Consider the following 16,554-nt stretch of genomic DNA (forward strand, 5'->3'; position numbering starts at 1 on the left):
GTCATAAAATTTTTTCAGCAATTAGGAGACTTCTGATACAATAAGAAGGATAACTAAAAAGAAATTTTGGCTGGAGAGGTAGAGGTACATGGATTTATTAACGAAGTGGTTTAATGCTACGAAACAGTATTTACTAGATGCTGATCGTTGGGCTCATATTGGAATTGCGACATTAAAAATATGTATCATTTTAACAATTGGTGCAATTGTAGTACGAATTGCAAGAGCGGTTGTACGGAATGCGTTTCGTATGGGAAGTCGTTCGCCAATTCAAATTTCAGAACGTCGTACAGTTACAGTAGCGAAGTTACTTGAAAATATTGTGGCATACGTTGTTATGTTTATTATGTTAATTGCGATTTTAGGTGTGTTTGATATTAATGCATCAGGTTTATTAGCCGGTGCAGGGGTAATTGGTTTGGCAGTCGGATTTGGTGCTCAAAGTTTAGTAAAAGATGTTATTACAGGGTTATTTATCTTGCTAGAAGATCAATTTTCAGTCGGTGACTACGTAAAAATTGGTCAGTTTGAAGGAGTCGTTTTAGAGATTGGACTTCGTACAACAAAAGTAAAAAGCTGGACAGGTGAAATTCATACTTTACCAAATGGAAGTATCATTCAAGTTACGAACTATTCAGTTAGTAATAGTGTAGCATTTGTTGATGTATCTATTTCGTATGAGGCTGACATAGCGAAAGCAGAGCAAGTCATTGAAGACTTATTACAAGAATTACCTGCAAAGTACGAAAAAATGGTAACAACACCGCAATTGTTAGGTGTACAAACATTAGCTGCTTCAGAAGTGATATTACGTGTTATTGCTGAAGTAGAGCCAATGCAACATGCAGTTATTGCAAGAGCACTTCGTAAAGAAATTAAAAATCGTCTAGATCTACATGGTATTGAAATTCCATATCCACGTATGGTTTTATATAATCGTGAAGAATTAGTGAGTGAAAAAGCAAATTAGTATGGAGAGGGGTTTGGAGAATGGAGCAAAAGCAGTATAACTTGTATGATGTTGTGGAAATGAAGAAAGCCCACCCATGTGGTGAGAATCGTTGGAAGATTATTCGTATGGGAATGGATATCCGCATTAAGTGCGAGGGATGTGACCATTCAGTAATGATTCCTCGAAGAGAGTTTGATCGTAAGGTAAAAAAAATACTTGTGAAGCACGAAGAATAGAGAGAAAGTAACAGTTGCAGTGGGTAGCTGTTACTTTTTTTCGTTTGGAGGAAACTTGTCATTTTTTTCGTTACTATCTATAATGATGAAAGATTGAGACATAGGAGTGAAAAATATGGGATTAACGGCTGGGATTGTTGGATTACCTAACGTAGGGAAGTCCACTTTATTTAATGCAATTACACAAGCAGGAGCAGAATCTGCAAACTATCCATTCTGTACAATTGATCCAAACGTAGGAATTGTAGAAGTACCAGATGAGCGTTTAAATAAATTAACGGAATTAGTAGAACCGAAAAAAACTGTTCCGACTGTATTTGAGTTTACTGATATTGCAGGTATCGTAAAAGGTGCTAGTAAAGGCGAAGGTTTAGGAAATAAATTCTTATCTCACATTCGCCAAGTAGATGCAATTTGCCAAGTTGTTCGTTGTTTTGAAGACGAAAATATTACGCACGTTTCAGGGAAAGTAGATCCAATTGATGATATTGAAACAATCAACCTAGAACTAATCTTAGCCGATTTAGAATCTGTTGATAAACGTATCGAACGTGTTGCGAAATTAGCAAGACAAAAAGATAAAGAAGCAGTATATGAGCATGAAATTTTAGTTCGTTTAAAAGAAGCTTTTGAAGAGGGAAAACCGGCTCGTACTGTTGAATTTACAGAAGAACAAATGAAGATTGTTAAAGGCCTTCATTTACTGACAACGAAAGAAATGTTATATGTAGCAAACGTAAGCGAGGACGATGTAATCGATCCTTCTGAAAACAAATATGTACAAATGGTAAAAGAATTTGCTGCGAATGAAAACTCTCAAGTAATCGTTGTATGTGCAAAGATCGAATCAGAAATCGCTGAGTTAGACGAAGAAGAGAAAAAGGTATTCCTTGAAGAACTAGGCATTGAAGAATCTGGTTTAGATCAATTAATTCGTGCTGCATATGATTTATTAGGACTTGCTACTTACTTCACAGCTGGTGTACAAGAAGTACGTGCATGGACATTCAAACAAGGTATGAAAGCACCACAATGTGCTGGTGTAATTCATACAGACTTTGAGCGTGGATTTATTCGTGCAGAAACAGTTTCTTACGAAGACTTAATGACAAATGGTTCTATGACAGCTGCAAAAGAAGCTGGTAAAGTTCGTTTAGAAGGAAAAGAGTATATCGTAAAAGACGGAGATGTTATGCACTTCCGTTTTAACGTTTAATTTAATATTTCCTAGGAAAAATAAAGATATGAGCTTGGCAAATATATTATATGTTTGCCAAGTTTTTTATGTATGGGTGAGTTGATTCATCTAACTTACTATGATATAATCTAAACTCGTGAGTAATTACTATAAATTAATTGCTCCTTGCCCATTATGGGCCGTTTAGACCAAAAGGAGGTGAAAGTGTAATGAGAAAGTACGAAATTATGTACATCATTCGTCCTGGCGTTGAAGAAGAAGCTCAAAAAGCTTTAGTTGAACGTTTTGCAGGTGTTTTAACAAACAATGGTGCAGAAATCATTAACACGAAAGAGTGGGGTAAGCGTCGTTTAGCTTACGAAATCAACGACTTACGTGAAGGTTTCTACATGATCTTAAACGTGAAATCTAACGCAGAAGCGATTAACGAATTCGACCGTTTAGCTAAGATCAACGAAGACATCCTTCGTCATATCGTTGTTAAAGAAGAAGAAAAATAATTGATATATAAGGGAGAGTGGTTCGATTGATGAATCGTGTTATCCTCGTTGGTCGTTTAACTAAGGACCCTGACTTACGTTACACGCCCAATGGTGTTGCAGTAGCTACTTTTACGTTAGCTGTGAATCGCGCATTTGCCAATCAACAAGGTGAGCGTGAAGCTGACTTTATTAATTGTGTAATATGGCGTAAACAAGCAGAAAACGTAGCAAATTATTTGAAAAAAGGTAGCTTAGCAGGCGTAGATGGACGTCTTCAAACTCGTAATTACGAGGGACAAGATGGTAAACGTGTATACGTAACAGAAGTTCTTGCGGAAAGCGTACAATTTTTAGAGCCGCGTAATGGCGGTGGGGAGCAACGCGGTTCATTTAATCAGCAACCATCAGGAGCTGGTTTCGGTAACCAAGGCTCTAACCCATTTGGTCAATCTAGTAATTCAGGTAACCAAGGTAACTCTGGATTTACGAAGAATGACGATCCATTTTCAAATGTAGGTCAACCGATCGACATTTCCGACGACGATTTACCGTTCTAATACAGTAAATTTGTTAGTTTTAACAAAGAATGGAGGGAAATAGACATGGCAGGACGCAAAGGTGGACGTGCGAAACGTCGTAAGGTGTGTTTCTTCACAGCTAACGGCATCACTCGCATCGATTATAAAGATGTTGATTTATTAAAACGTTTCGTTTCTGAGCGTGGTAAAATTTTACCTCGTCGTGTAACAGGAACAAGCGCAAAATACCAACGCAAACTTACAGTTGCAATTAAACGTGCTCGTCAAATGGCACTTTTACCATATGTTGGTGAATAATAGCGTATGAAATGCACAGTAGAGTCGGACTCTACTGTGCATTTTGCTATGCTTTTCTTTTTTGAAAGAGAGGTTAAAATGTGAGGCAAGCGAGATTTATTACTGAAGGAGCCGCGTTGTTGGCTATATATGTAATGTTATTGTTTATATCTATGTATGTTCCGATTTTAGGTACAGTTGTAACGTTTGCATTGCCGTTGCCATTTATATTGTTAACGATAAGATATAAATTATCGAATGCATTTGTAATTTTTACGGCTGCATTTTTAATTGTTGTTTTTGTAAGTCAGCCGATAGGTCTAGTAAAGACGGTCGTATTTGGGTTGATGGGTATTGTTTTAGGGTGCATGTATAAAAAACAAAGAAAGCCATTGGAGATTTTAATAACCGGTTCACTTGCATACTTAATCAGTATTATGCTCATTTATGTTGCCAGTATAAAGTTTTTTAACATAGATTTTATAAAGCAAATACAAAATATGTTTAATAAAAGCGTAGTGCAAAGTGAAAAGATAGCAAGTGTTGCTGGTATGCCGATTAGTAAAGAGCAAAAAGAGTTATTTGTACAAATGAATGATATATTACAAGTGGTATTCCCGAGTATACTTGTGATGGTTTCTGTATGTCTTTCTTGGATTACCATAATAATATCAGGTAGTGCTTTAAAAAAGCTAAAGCATGATGTTATACCTTGGCCTAAGTTCAAAGATATACAATTACCAAAGAGTATTGTTTGGTATTACGTTATATTTATTTTGCTATCAACTTTTATAAAAGTAGAACCGACATCATATTTACATATGGTATTTTCTAACCTATATGTCATATTTGCTTTATTACTAGTGCTGCAAGGCCTGACGTTTATCACTTTTCTAGCGCATAGCAAAGGTTTTACGAAAGGGGTTCCTATTATTAGTTTTATCGCCTGCATGTTTATTCCGATGCTGTTTCCTCTTGTGACAATCTTAGGTATAATTGATTTAGGGATTTCATTGCGTTCTAAAATAGGAGGATAAAATAATATTTCTTATACTATTTTAATCTGTTTAACTAACTGGAAGATAAGTTAGTTTTACTTTATAGGAGTTGTATACATGCCTGAATTTTATAAGAAACAGTGGTTTTTATATCCTGTTTACGTATTGGCATTTTTTGTGTTTGTGCTCATTTCAATTCTCTGTTATTTTCATTTACTAATGGGGATAGTCTCCTTCTTTATTTTTTGTATCGTCCTTTTTGTTGTTGTACGATTTGAACTTACTTTCCAAAAGAATTTTGAAAAACATACGACAGATATGATTACAAGGGTAAAGAAAGTGAGTAATGAGGCATTTAACCAGATGCCAATTGGTATTTTGTTATACAATAAGGATTATGGGATTGATTGGGCAAATCCTTATTTATCTTCATGTCTGGGGCAGCATGCATTGGCTGGATGGCACCTTTATGATGTATCAGAAACGTTACTTCTTTTTATTAAGGGAGAAACGTCCGATGATATAGTCTCTTTAAATAATCGAAAGTTTCGTGTCTTTGTAAGGAAAGAAGAAAAGTTAATTTATTTCTTTGATGTAACAGAACAAACAGAGATTGAAAAGATGTACGAGGATCAACGTACTGTTTTAGCTGTCATTTATTTAGATAATTATGATGAAGTTACACAAGGGTTGGATGATCAATTACGTACGAATATAACAAGTCTTGTAACATCAAGACTAAATGAGTGGGCCGTTAAGTATGGGGCATATTTAAAACGTGCATCTTCAGAAAGATTCTTCGTTGTGTTAAATGAAAGTATTTTAGCGCAGATGGAGAAAGGGAAATTTAGCATTTTAGATCAAGTACGTGAAGAAACATCTAAAAGGAATATACCACTTACATTAAGTGTAGGTGTTGGATCAGGTGATTTACCTTTATCCGAGCTTGGGGCAATGGCTCAATCAGGTTTAGATCTTGCGCTTGGGCGTGGTGGAGATCAAGTAGCTATTAAACAAGCGACAGGTAAAGTTAAGTTTTATGGTGGTAAGACAAATCCGGTGGAAAAACGTACTCGTGTACGTGCCAGAGTGATTTCGCATGCATTAAAGGATTTAGTATTAGAAAGTAGCAATGTCATTATAATGGGGCATAGGGCTCCTGATATGGACGCAATTGGTGCTGCGATTGGTATTTTAAAGGTAGCGCAATTAAATGAGCGCAAAGGATATATTGTGCTCGATGAAAATGATTCTGATAAGGGAATTAAGCGTTTAATGGATAAAGTGAAACAAAATGAAGAGTTATGGTCTCACTTTATTACACCAGAACAAGCGATGGAATTTGCAAATGATGATTCCTTACTTGTTGTTGTTGATACGCATAAACCTTCAATGGTGATGGAAGAAAAGCTGTTACGCAAAATTGAAAATGTAGTTGTGATTGACCATCATCGCCGAGGAGAAGACTTTATTGAGGATCCGTTGCTTGTTTACATGGAGCCATATGCTTCTTCTACGGCAGAGCTTGTTACGGAATTACTTGAATACCAACCGAAAAATTTAAAAATGACAATGTTAGAAGCAACAGCATTATTAGCAGGTATTATTGTTGATACGAAAAGCTTTACATTCCGGACAGGTGCTCGTACGTTTGATGCGGCTTCTTATTTACGCTCACACGGTGCAGATACTGTACTTGTACAAGAGCTTTTAAAAGAAGATATGAATCAGTATTTACGGGTTGCAAAAGCTATTAAAAATGCGTACATTTATACAAATGGAATTGCGATTGCAAAAGTTGATAGCGATGATTACTACGATCAAGTGCTTATTGCGCAATCAGCGGACACATTATTAACAATGACAGGAATTATTGCATCGTTTGTTATTGCAAAACGTGGCGAGAATTTCATTGGAATTAGCGGCAGGTCTTTAGGTGAAGTGAATGTGCAGCTAATTATGGAAAACTTAGGTGGTGGCGGGCATTTAACGAATGCAGCCACACAAATGAAAAATGTTACAGTAGATGAAGCTGAGGAGAAGCTTCGATTTGTTATTGATGACTATTTACAGGGAGGCACACAATCATGAAAGTAATTTTTCTAAAAGACGTAAAAGGTAAAGGGAAAAAAGGGGAAGTAAAAAACGTACCAGATGGTTATGCAAATAACTTCTTACTAAAACAAGGATTAGCTGCTGAAGCGACAAATAGCAGTATGAAAACTTTAGAAGCTCAAAAGCGCAAAGAAGAAAAAGATGCAGCAGCAGAGCTTGAAAATGCAAAACAATTAAAAGAAACGTTAGAGAAATTAACTGTAGAATTAAAGGCTAAATCTGGAGAAGGCGGCCGTCTATTCGGTTCAATCACAAGTAAACAAATCGTAGATGCAATGCAAAAATCTCACAATATTAAACTTGATAAGCGTAAATTTGAAATGGATGATGCAATTCGTGCGTTAGGCTATACAAACGTTACTGTGAAATTGCATCCGCAAGTAACAGCAACAGTAAAAGTTCATGTTAGTGAACAATAAAACTAAGTTAAGCAAGGAGGATTGCGTATGAGTGATGTAATGGCTGATCGTACCCCTCCGCATAATATAGAAGCTGAGCAGGCAGTCTTAGGTGCTATATTGATTGATCAGGATGCATTAACTTCAGCATCGGAACTGTTGGTACCTGACTCATTTTATCGAACGAAACATCAAAAGATTTTTGAAGTCATGCTTGGGCTATCTGATAAGGGGGAGCCAATTGACTTAGTAATGATGACGTCAGCGATGGCTGATCAAGGATTACTAGAAGAAGTTGGTGGGGTTTCTTACTTAGCAGAATTAGCAGAAGTTGTTCCGACTGCTGCTAACGTAGAGTATTATGCAAGAATCATCGCTGAAAAAGCACTGTTACGTCGTTTAATTCGAACGGCGACTCATATTGTGTCTGATGGATATGAGAGAGAAGATGATGTGGATGGTCTTTTAAATGAGGCTGAGAAAAAAATATTAGAAGTATCTCATCAGACGAATGCGAAAGCATTCCAAAATATTAAAGACGTTCTTGTAGATGCTTACGATAAAATCGAACTTTTGCATAATCAAAAAGGTGAAGTGACCGGGATACCGACTGGATTTACTGAATTAGATAAGATGACGGCAGGGTTCCAACGAAATGATTTAATCATCGTGGCGGCACGTCCTTCGGTAGGTAAAACGGCATTTTCATTAAATATCGCACAAAACGTAGCGACGAAAACGGATGAAAATGTAGCGATTTTTAGTCTAGAGATGGGTGCTGATCAGCTTGTTATGCGTATGCTTTGTGCAGAAGGGAATATTGATGCACAAAGACTTCGTACCGGATCGTTAACTTCTGATGATTGGGCGAAATTAACGATGGCAATGGGTAGCCTTTCTAATGCTGGTATTTATATTGATGATACGCCGGGGATTAAAGTAAATGAGATTCGAGCAAAATGTCGTAGATTAAAACAGGAACAGGGTCTTGGTATGATCTTGATTGACTACTTACAGCTTATTCAAGGAAGTGGGAAATCAGGAGAGAACCGTCAGCAGGAAGTATCTGAGATTTCTCGTACACTAAAAGGGATTGCGCGTGAATTACAAGTTCCTGTTATTGCCTTGTCACAGTTATCTCGTGGTGTAGAATCTCGTCAAGATAAACGTCCGATGATGTCTGATATTCGTGAATCGGGAAGTATCGAGCAGGATGCCGATATCGTAGCCTTTCTATATCGTGAAGATTACTATGACCGAGAAACGGAAAATAAAAATACGATTGAAATTATTATTGCAAAGCAGCGTAATGGTCCAGTAGGCTCAGTAGAGCTCGCATTCGTTAAAGAGTTCAATAAGTTCGTTAACTTAGAACGTCGCTTCGAAGATGGACATGCGCCGCCGGCATAACGATAGTATAAAAAAGAAACGCATTTCTTATAATAAGATGTGTTTCTTTTTTTTTATAGAAAAGATAAGGCTTTCATAGTGTGAAAATATAATTCTTACGAACGAAAAAGTTTTTTGGTAAAAAAATGTTCGTTTTTTGGTTGACTTCTTTTTCGGTTTTGGTACAATTATATTGTTTGAATAGATCGTTTGAAAATTGCGGAGGTGCTTTAATAATGTCTTCAGTAGTAGTTGTAGGAACACAATGGGGCGACGAAGGAAAAGGTAAAATCACTGATTTTCTTTCTGAGCATGCGGAAGTAGTTGCAAGATATCAAGGTGGAAATAACGCAGGACATACAATTGTTTTTGGCGGAGTTAAATATAAATTACACTTAATTCCATCTGGTATTTTCTATAAAGAGAAAATTTGTGTAATCGGAAACGGCTTAGTAGTAGATCCGAAAGCATTACTTGAAGAGTTAAAATACTTACACGATCGTGGTGTAAGTACTGATAATTTACGCGTAAGTAACCGTGCGCACGTTATTTTGCCTTATCACTTAAAACAAGATGAGTTAGAAGAAGCAAGTAAAGGTGATAACAAAATCGGTACAACGAAAAAAGGTATCGGTCCTGCATATATGGACAAAGCTGCTCGTATTGGTATTCGTATGGCTGATCTTTTAGACCGTGAAGCATTTAAAGAGAAGCTTGAGCGCAATTTAGCACAAAAAAATCGTTTGTTTGAAAAAATGTACGATACAGAAGGTTTCAGTGTAGAAGAAATCTTCGAAGAGTACTTCGAGTACGGACAACAAATCGCGCAATATGTGTGTGATACGTCTGTTGTATTAAATGATGCATTAGATAATAATCACCGTGTATTATTTGAAGGTGCACAAGGTGTTATGCTTGATATCGACCACGGTACGTATCCGTTTGTTACATCTTCTAACCCAATTGCTGGTGGTGTAACAGTTGGAACTGGAGTTGGTCCTGCAAAAGTTACTCGCGTTGTAGGTGTATGTAAAGCATATACAAGCCGTGTAGGTGATGGTCCATTCCCTACTGAGCTTCATGACGAAATTGGTCATCAAATTCGTGAAGTTGGTCGTGAGTATGGAACGACAACTGGTCGTCCACGCCGCGTAGGTTGGTTTGATAGCGTTGTTGTAAGACATGCGCGTCGTGTTAGTGGTTTAACAGATTTATCATTAAACTCTATCGACGTTCTAACTGGTATTCCAACTCTTAAAATTTGTGTTGCTTACAAATACAATGGCGAAGTTATCGATGAAGTTCCAGCAAACTTAAACATTTTAGCGAAATGTGAGCCTGTATACGAAGAGCTTCCAGGTTGGACAGAAGATATTACTGGTGTAAGATCATTAGACGAGCTTCCTGAGAATGCAAGAAAATACGTAGAACGTGTTTCTGAGTTAACAGGAATTCAATTATCTATGTTCTCAGTTGGACCAGATCGTAACCAAACGAATATCGTTCGTAACGTATACGAAGCTTAATTGATATTTTTAAGAAAAAACTCATGTCCGCATGAGTTTTTTCTTATTTTTTATAAAAAAATAAAAAAGGTATTGCAAAAAATAAATAAAACATGTTATGATACATCTTGTCGTCACGAAAATATGACGTTGGTGAGTATGAGCCATTAGCTCAGTTGGTAGAGCATCTGACTTTTAATCAGAGGGTCGAAGGTTCGAGTCCTTCATGGCTCACCATTTTATTTTTCGTGGCCCGTTGGTCAAGTGGTTAAGACACCGCCCTTTCACGGCGGTAACACGGGTTCGAATCCCGTACGGGTCATGTTTTTTTATGTTCATTTTTGGTCCCGTGGTGTAGTGGTTAACATGCCTGCCTGTCACGCAGGAGATCGCCGGTTCGACCCCGGTCGGGACCGCCACTTTTGTTTATACCACCATTAGTGGTTTTATATATAGTTTTGGCTCGGTAGCTCAGTCGGTAGAGCAGAGGACTGAAAATCCTCGTGTCGGCGGTTCGATTCCGTCCCGAGCCACTCTCAGGATATTAAGTGGGCCCACTTAATATCCTTTTTATTTGTGTAATTTTACAAAATTGAGTAGTTATTTTAAAATAGAATGAGGAGCCTCTAGCAGTTGAAGCTAGAGGTTTTTCTATAGATCGTATAGGATTCCGTGTAAAAGTGGATCATACATGAGTCTGTGAGAATAGAGGAGAAAGTACTTAAGCAAAAGATGCGGTCATATAGGGACATACTATGTAGACATCAATGTGTTTAGGGATATTGACCATATTTTTACCCCGCTATTTAATGGGCAGTAAGGCCTTCACCTTAAAATTCAGCGAAAGCAAAGAAGTTAGGTGGAGGGAGGGCTGCCCGTAAAAGCCCAATTGGTGAGGGCTGATTAAAGCTTCACTTTATAAGGAGGAAATAAACGATGATGGGAAAGAAAATTTTAGTAGTTGATGATGAAAAGCCGATTGCAGATATTTTGAAGTTCAACCTAGAAAAAGAAGGTTTTGAAATTGTAATGGCGCATGATGGTGATGAAGCAATTGAAAAAGCAACTGAAGAACAACCAGATATGGTTTTATTAGATATTATGCTACCAGGTAAGGATGGCTTAGAGGTTTGCCGTGAAATACGTAAAAGCTCAGAAATGCCGATTATTATGCTTACAGCGAAGGACTCTGAAATCGATAAAGTATTAGGACTTGAGCTTGGGGCAGATGATTATGTAACGAAGCCATTTAGTACGAGGGAATTACTTGCTCGCGTGAAGGCGAATTTACGTCGCCATCAGCAAGGTGGTGCGGCAGAAAAAGAAGAAAATACGGAAATGGTTATTGGACCAATTGTTATCAATCCAAATGCGTATAGTGTAACGAAACGTGAGGAAAATATTGAGCTTACACACCGTGAATTTGAGCTATTACATTATTTAGCAAAACATTTAGGACAAGTTATGACACGTGAACATTTATTGCAAACAGTTTGGGGTTATGACTATTTTGGAGATGTACGTACAGTGGATGTAACAGTACGTCGTCTACGTGAAAAAATCGAAGATAATCCAAGTCATCCTACATTAATTGTCACTAGACGTGGAGTAGGGTATTACTTGCGTGACCCAGAGCAGGAATAGTATATGAAGAAAGTCGGTTTTTTTCAATCTATTCATTTAAAATTTGTACTCATATATATGCTATTAATATTGATAGCTATGCAAGTTATTGGGGTATATTTCGTAAGAGAGTTAGAAAAGAGTCTTGTACAAGGTTTTAGAGATTCTTTAACGCAACAAACGAACTTATTATCGTATAACTTGAAACAAGAGTTTAAAAAAAGTTATACAAAAGCAGAGACAGAATCAACAGGTGAAACGATTAAAACTTCTATTCGAAAATTTGCCTCTGATCGAAAGAAGGATATTCAAGAAGTAAGTGTATTTGATGCGAATAGAAAGCTGCTCGCTATTTCAGATGAGTCAAAGCAAAACAAGGTAAATAGAACGTCAACTGATATAGCTGTTCAGCGGGTATTGGTACAAAAAAAACCAGAAGTGAAAATTGAGAAGGATGGTCGTACAGGTCACCGTGTACAAGTTATGATTACTCCTATTATGGATGATAACAACAAAGATGCACTTGGTGCTATTTACGTTGTTGCATCCATGGAAGATGTTTATAAGCAGATGAAGGATATTAATCAAATCTTTGCGACTGGAACCGTTATTGCATTACTCGTAACAGCTGTACTTGGAATTTTGTTAGCTCAAACGATTACGAGACCAATCTCTGATATGCGAAGACAAGCAATTGAAATGGCGAAAGGAAACTATTCAAGAAAAGTAAAAGTGCACAGCCATGATGAAATTGGACAATTAGCATTATCTTTCAATAATTTATCAAAAAAATTACAACAAGCTCGTTCTTCAACAGAAAGTGAAAGACGTAAATTGTCATCCGTATTATCACATATGACAGATGGAGTAATTGCTACTGATCGAAAAGGGGACATTATTTTATTAAATGATCCTGCGGAAAAGATGCTAAATGTTTCGCGTGAAACGGCGCTCGATCAATCTGTTTTAGAAGTATTGGGAATACAAGAAGAATTTACGCTCGATCATTTATACGAAGAGCCGGATTCTGTTTTATTAGATTTTAGTACGAGAAATGAGCCATATATTTTACGCGCTAGTTTCTCTGTTATTCAAAAAGAGACAGGGAAAGCAAATGGTTTAATTGCCGTATTATATGATGTGACTGAGCAGGAGCGTATAGAAAGAGAACGCCGCGAGTTTGTAGCAAACGTCTCTCATGAATTAAGAACGCCATTAACGACAATGCGCAGTTACTTAGAGGCACTTACAGACGGTGCATGGCAGGATCCAAATATTGCACCACAATTTTTAACAGTTACACAAGAAGAAACAGAAAGAATGATTAGACTTGTAAATGCATTATTGCAACTATCTAAACTCGATAGTACAGAACATCGTTTAATGAAAGAATGGGTCGACTTTACTGACTTCTTTAATAACATTATTGATCGTTTTGAAATGTCTAAAGAGCAAAACGTAAGCTTCAAACGATCTTTCTCTAAAAAATCTCGATTTATTGATATGGATACGGATAAAATTACGCAAGTATTGTATAACATTATTTCGAATGCATTAAAGTATTCGCCAGAAGGTGGAACAGTAACATATCGCTTACGTGATCGCGGAGAATTATTAGAGATTAGTGTAAGTGACCAAGGAATGGGTATTCCGAAAGAAAACGTTGATAAAATCTTTGAACGTTTTTATCGCGTAGATAAAGCACGTTCAAGACAAATGGGCGGTACAGGACTTGGATTAGCGATTGCGAAAGAAATGATTGAGGCACATGGTGGCTCAATTTGGGCAAAGAGTGAGGAAGGAAAAGGGACAACGATTTATTTCACATTGCCTATGGCAGCAGATGAAGAGGACGAATGGGAATGAGTATGGAGAATGTTAAAACGATAGTTTTAATTAATTTAGTTGTAATTAGTCTATTTCTTACTTTTAACTTATGGACGTATGTGCCAGATTCCACATCTATGCAAAATGCAAAATTTGTACAGGGGAATGAGGGAAATACTCAAACTAAAATCGCTGATGTTGTCCGCCCTACTTCTATCATCGTGCATAAAGATAAAAATCATTACGGGAGCAAAAGAGAGGGAGATATAGAATCAATCTATAGAACTTTGGAAGCAGGGGAATTAAATGAGTTCAAAGAGATATCGATTGCTAAGGCTGACTTCCTTTCTTATGTTCATGGTGAAGGGAAAATTGAACTTATTTTCCCTACCAACATCCCATTTGATGCAGTTAAATCTATGTTTAGTATGAAAGAAAAAAGTATAGCTAAGCCTAAACACTTTAATCGAATTATTCTTGATCCTTCTAGAAGTAGGGATCAAGAAATTAAAATTAATTTTGTTTCTGATGGTGATAACTCTAGAATATATGAAGCAAAATTAAGTGGTGTGTATTTAAAAGATATTGTAAATGCACAAAATCAATTTATAGTATCAGCGAAACCTTATTTTGACTATCAAATTAATGATATGAAAAAGTTATTTTTACCAGATGGAACGACAGAATTAAGCAATATAACATATATTTCATCTAATTTGGCGGTTGATACATTTAAGAATGCTCTTTTTAGTGATCCACGTTATTTAAGCCCTATTATCGAGAGGTCGAAAGAAATATTTACAGATGGTATTAGGTCTATGGAGATTGAAAACGATCAGCATATGCTAAAGTATAAAAATTCTTCTGTTTTAAGTGAGAAAAAGCCAGATAATTTAATGCTTTTACAAAAAAGTTTTGATTTTGTAAATGGTCACAGTGGGAGTTTGGATTCATATCGTTTGGACTATATGAATAAAGGACAGACAGTATTCCGCTTACAGGAAGATGGATATCCCGTATTCAATACAGATGGATTAGCTGAATTGAGACAAGTATGGGGATCGGAAGAAGTAATGGAATATGAAAGACCGTTACTTTCTTTAAATACGAAAGGTATAGAGCAGAAGGTTACTCTTCCGTCAGGTCATGTTGTAATAGCATCCTTAGAAAATAATGCCGCGGTAGATAAAAAATCTATTAAAGATATTGGGATTGGATACAAATTATCACTAGATGGGCAAGTAGCGCGACTACAGCCAATTTGGTATGTAAAGTTTGTTGAAGATGAAGCTGGCAAACAAAAAATATATGAGTGGAATGAGGGAGGACTAAATGGATTGGGATCGGATTAAAACCATATTTATTGTGACCTTTTTTGTTTTGGACCTCTTTCTCATTTTTCAATTCATTCAAAAGCAAGATAGTAATCAATTGGAGCTTATTGCAGAAACAAAGATAGATCAAGAATTAAAAGCAAACAAAATTACTATGGGTAATTTTCCTAAAGAACCGAAAAAAGAGTCATTTATTAGGGCTGAAAACAAGACATTTAAAGAAGAAGACGTACAGTCTTTAAAAAATCAAACGGCGCATATACAAAATATGTATAAGATAGAAAGTAAGCTAAAAGAGCCCTTTTTAAATACAAAATCTTTATCCAAAGATAAGTATAATGATTTTTTGAAGAACTATGTATTAGATGGACAAAAGTATGAGTTTGGGGCGATGAAAGACTCTAAAATTTACTTCTTCCAAAAATATAAAGATAAGCCTATTTTCTATAACGATCAGGCAATGATTGTTGTGGAATTAAATGAAAAAAATGAACTTGTGTCGTACACGCAGACGATGCTAACAGGTTTAAAAGAAATGGGCGAAAGTGAAAAAATGAAACAGCAAGAAATTATTACTGCCCAAACTGCTTTAGAAAATCTGTATTTAAAAAATAAAATTCATGGGAATATACATGTAAAAGAAGCGCAAATTGGTTATGCCAACCTTACCGCATCTACTTCTAATAACCAAGTACTTGCTCCAACGTGGAACTTAAAGACGGAGCAGAAGCAGGACTTCTTTGTAAATGCAATTGAAGGACAAGTTATGGAATTAGGGGAAAAGGAAAATCAAGTGGTTGATGAACATACTGGAGTGAGAAAGAATGGGATTGCATTTTAGCGTACTTGCAAGTGGAAGTACAGGGAATATGCTATATGTAGGAACAGATGAAAAGAAGTTACTTGTCGATGCAGGTTTAAGTGGCAAAGCAACTGAGGCTTTATTTAAACAGGCAGAATTAAATATAAACGATGTATCAGGTATTCTTGTAACACATGAACATAGTGATCATATTAAAGGATTAGGTGTATTGGCACGTAAATATGATTTACCTGTTTATGCAAATGAGAAAACATGGAATGCAATGGAACACTTAATAGGAAATATCCCAACTGAGCAAAAGTTTATTTTCTCAGTTGGGGATGTAAAAACATTCGGTGATATTGAGGTCGAGTCATTTGGAGTTTCACATGACGCGGCAGAGCCGATGTTCTATGCTTTTCATAACAATAATAGAAAGTTAGCTCTTATTACAGATACAGGATACGTGAGTGACCGTATGAAAGGTGTTATTAAGGGGGCTAATGCTTTCGTGTTTGAAAGCAATCATGACGTGGAAATGCTTCGTATGGGACGCTATCCATGGAGTATTAAGCGACGTATTTTAAGCGATGTGGGGCACGTTTGTAATGAAGATGCTGCATTAGCGATGGCGGATGTAATTACAGATGAGACAAAGCATATTTATTTAGCCCATTTAAGTTTAGATAATAACATGAAAGAATTGGCGCGTATGTCAGTATCACAAGTATTAGAGGAAAAGGGATTTGGAGTGGGAGAAGCTTTTGAAATCCACGATACAGATCCAAAAATGCCTACAAAAATTCAATACGTATAATTCTCCATTTTAGTAAACAATAAAGGTGAATATAGTTGTTTTCAGGAAGATGGGTGAACAAAT

General features: G+C 36.5%; 16 protein-coding genes and 4 tRNA genes. All 20 read left to right on the plus strand.

The features are described 5' to 3' along the window. Positions 1 to 88 precede the first annotated feature (88 nt). On the plus strand, positions 89 to 970 hold the full coding sequence (locus tag ACTFRN_RS20780; RefSeq protein ID WP_000365103.1) for a mechanosensitive ion channel family protein: 882 nt from the start codon (positions 89 to 91) through the stop codon (positions 968 to 970). Positions 971 to 990: 20 nt separating this feature from the next. Then, positions 991 to 1,188: a DUF951 domain-containing protein gene (locus ACTFRN_RS20785; protein WP_000436051.1), complete on the plus strand. Its 198-nt coding sequence runs from the start codon at positions 991 to 993 to the stop codon at positions 1,186 to 1,188. A gap of 115 nt (positions 1,189 to 1,303) precedes the next feature. Continuing rightward, entirely contained in the window at positions 1,304 to 2,404 is a 1,101-nt protein-coding gene (ychF, locus tag ACTFRN_RS20790) for a redox-regulated ATPase YchF (RefSeq protein ID WP_000524669.1), read from the plus strand. 191 nt (positions 2,405 to 2,595) lie between these two features. Next, on the plus strand, positions 2,596 to 2,886 hold the full coding sequence (gene rpsF, locus ACTFRN_RS20795; protein WP_001233778.1) for a 30S ribosomal protein S6: 291 nt from the start codon (positions 2,596 to 2,598) through the stop codon (positions 2,884 to 2,886). 26 nt (positions 2,887 to 2,912) lie between these two features. Beyond that, positions 2,913 to 3,425 (plus strand): single-stranded DNA-binding protein, encoded by a 513-nt coding sequence (gene ssb, locus ACTFRN_RS20800; protein WP_000981966.1) that lies wholly within the window; start codon positions 2,913 to 2,915, stop codon positions 3,423 to 3,425. 45 nt (positions 3,426 to 3,470) lie between these two features. Further along, positions 3,471 to 3,704 carry a 30S ribosomal protein S18 gene (gene rpsR, locus ACTFRN_RS20805; RefSeq protein WP_000918873.1) on the plus strand — a complete coding sequence of 78 codons (234 nt, stop codon included), beginning with the start codon at positions 3,471 to 3,473 and terminating at the stop codon, positions 3,702 to 3,704. Between the two features lie 134 nt (positions 3,705 to 3,838). Further along, the gene (locus ACTFRN_RS20810) at positions 3,839 to 4,720 is read left to right on the plus strand and encodes a YybS family protein (RefSeq protein ID WP_088106277.1); all 882 of its coding nucleotides are present in this window, start codon (positions 3,839 to 3,841) and stop codon (positions 4,718 to 4,720) included. Between the two features lie 78 nt (positions 4,721 to 4,798). Then, positions 4,799 to 6,772: a DHH family phosphoesterase gene (locus tag ACTFRN_RS20815; protein WP_001113898.1), complete on the plus strand. Its 1,974-nt coding sequence runs from the start codon at positions 4,799 to 4,801 to the stop codon at positions 6,770 to 6,772. Continuing rightward, complete coding sequence (gene rplI / locus ACTFRN_RS20820; RefSeq protein ID WP_000864231.1) at positions 6,769 to 7,215, plus strand: 50S ribosomal protein L9; 447 nt, start codon at positions 6,769 to 6,771, stop codon at positions 7,213 to 7,215. The genes ACTFRN_RS20815 and rplI overlap by 4 nt, the downstream gene beginning before the upstream one ends. Positions 7,216 to 7,242: 27 nt before the next feature. After that, positions 7,243 to 8,604 (plus strand): replicative DNA helicase, encoded by a 1,362-nt coding sequence (gene dnaB / locus ACTFRN_RS20825; protein ID WP_001286244.1) that lies wholly within the window; start codon positions 7,243 to 7,245, stop codon positions 8,602 to 8,604. Between the two features lie 215 nt (positions 8,605 to 8,819). After that, entirely contained in the window at positions 8,820 to 10,109 is a 1,290-nt protein-coding gene (locus tag ACTFRN_RS20830) for an adenylosuccinate synthase (protein WP_000100224.1), read from the plus strand. Between the two features lie 140 nt (positions 10,110 to 10,249). Next, a tRNA-Lys gene (locus ACTFRN_RS20835) sits at positions 10,250 to 10,325 on the plus strand. Positions 10,326 to 10,338: 13 nt separating this feature from the next. Further along, positions 10,339 to 10,410: transfer RNA gene (locus tag ACTFRN_RS20840), tRNA-Glu, on the plus strand. A gap of 21 nt (positions 10,411 to 10,431) precedes the next feature. Further along, positions 10,432 to 10,507, plus strand: a tRNA-Asp gene (locus tag ACTFRN_RS20845). A gap of 41 nt (positions 10,508 to 10,548) precedes the next feature. After that, a tRNA-Phe gene (locus ACTFRN_RS20850) sits at positions 10,549 to 10,621 on the plus strand. A 403-nt stretch (positions 10,622 to 11,024) separates the two neighbouring features. Then, complete coding sequence (gene walR, locus ACTFRN_RS20855) at positions 11,025 to 11,732, plus strand: cell wall metabolism DNA-binding response regulator WalR (RefSeq protein WP_000971872.1); 708 nt, start codon at positions 11,025 to 11,027, stop codon at positions 11,730 to 11,732. 3 nt (positions 11,733 to 11,735) lie between these two features. Further along, positions 11,736 to 13,577 (plus strand): cell wall metabolism sensor histidine kinase WalK, encoded by a 1,842-nt coding sequence (gene walK, locus ACTFRN_RS20860; RefSeq protein WP_000755380.1) that lies wholly within the window; start codon positions 11,736 to 11,738, stop codon positions 13,575 to 13,577. After that, complete coding sequence (locus tag ACTFRN_RS20865; RefSeq protein WP_014893385.1) at positions 13,574 to 14,890, plus strand: YycH family regulatory protein; 1,317 nt, start codon at positions 13,574 to 13,576, stop codon at positions 14,888 to 14,890. Before walK ends, ACTFRN_RS20865 begins: the two co-directional genes overlap by 4 nt. Beyond that, positions 14,871 to 15,713, plus strand: a complete 843-nt coding sequence (locus ACTFRN_RS20870) for a two-component system regulatory protein YycI (RefSeq protein WP_088106276.1) — start codon at positions 14,871 to 14,873, stop codon at positions 15,711 to 15,713. The genes ACTFRN_RS20865 and ACTFRN_RS20870 overlap by 20 nt, the downstream gene beginning before the upstream one ends. Then, complete coding sequence (locus tag ACTFRN_RS20875; RefSeq protein ID WP_000522836.1) at positions 15,697 to 16,491, plus strand: MBL fold metallo-hydrolase; 795 nt, start codon at positions 15,697 to 15,699, stop codon at positions 16,489 to 16,491. Before ACTFRN_RS20870 ends, ACTFRN_RS20875 begins: the two co-directional genes overlap by 17 nt. Positions 16,492 to 16,554 lie beyond the last annotated feature (63 nt).

The sequence above is a fragment of the Bacillus cereus group sp. MYBK245-2 genome, assembly GCF_051916145.1.
Taxonomy (GTDB): Bacteria; Bacillota; Bacilli; order Bacillales; family Bacillaceae_G; genus Bacillus_A; species Bacillus_A pacificus.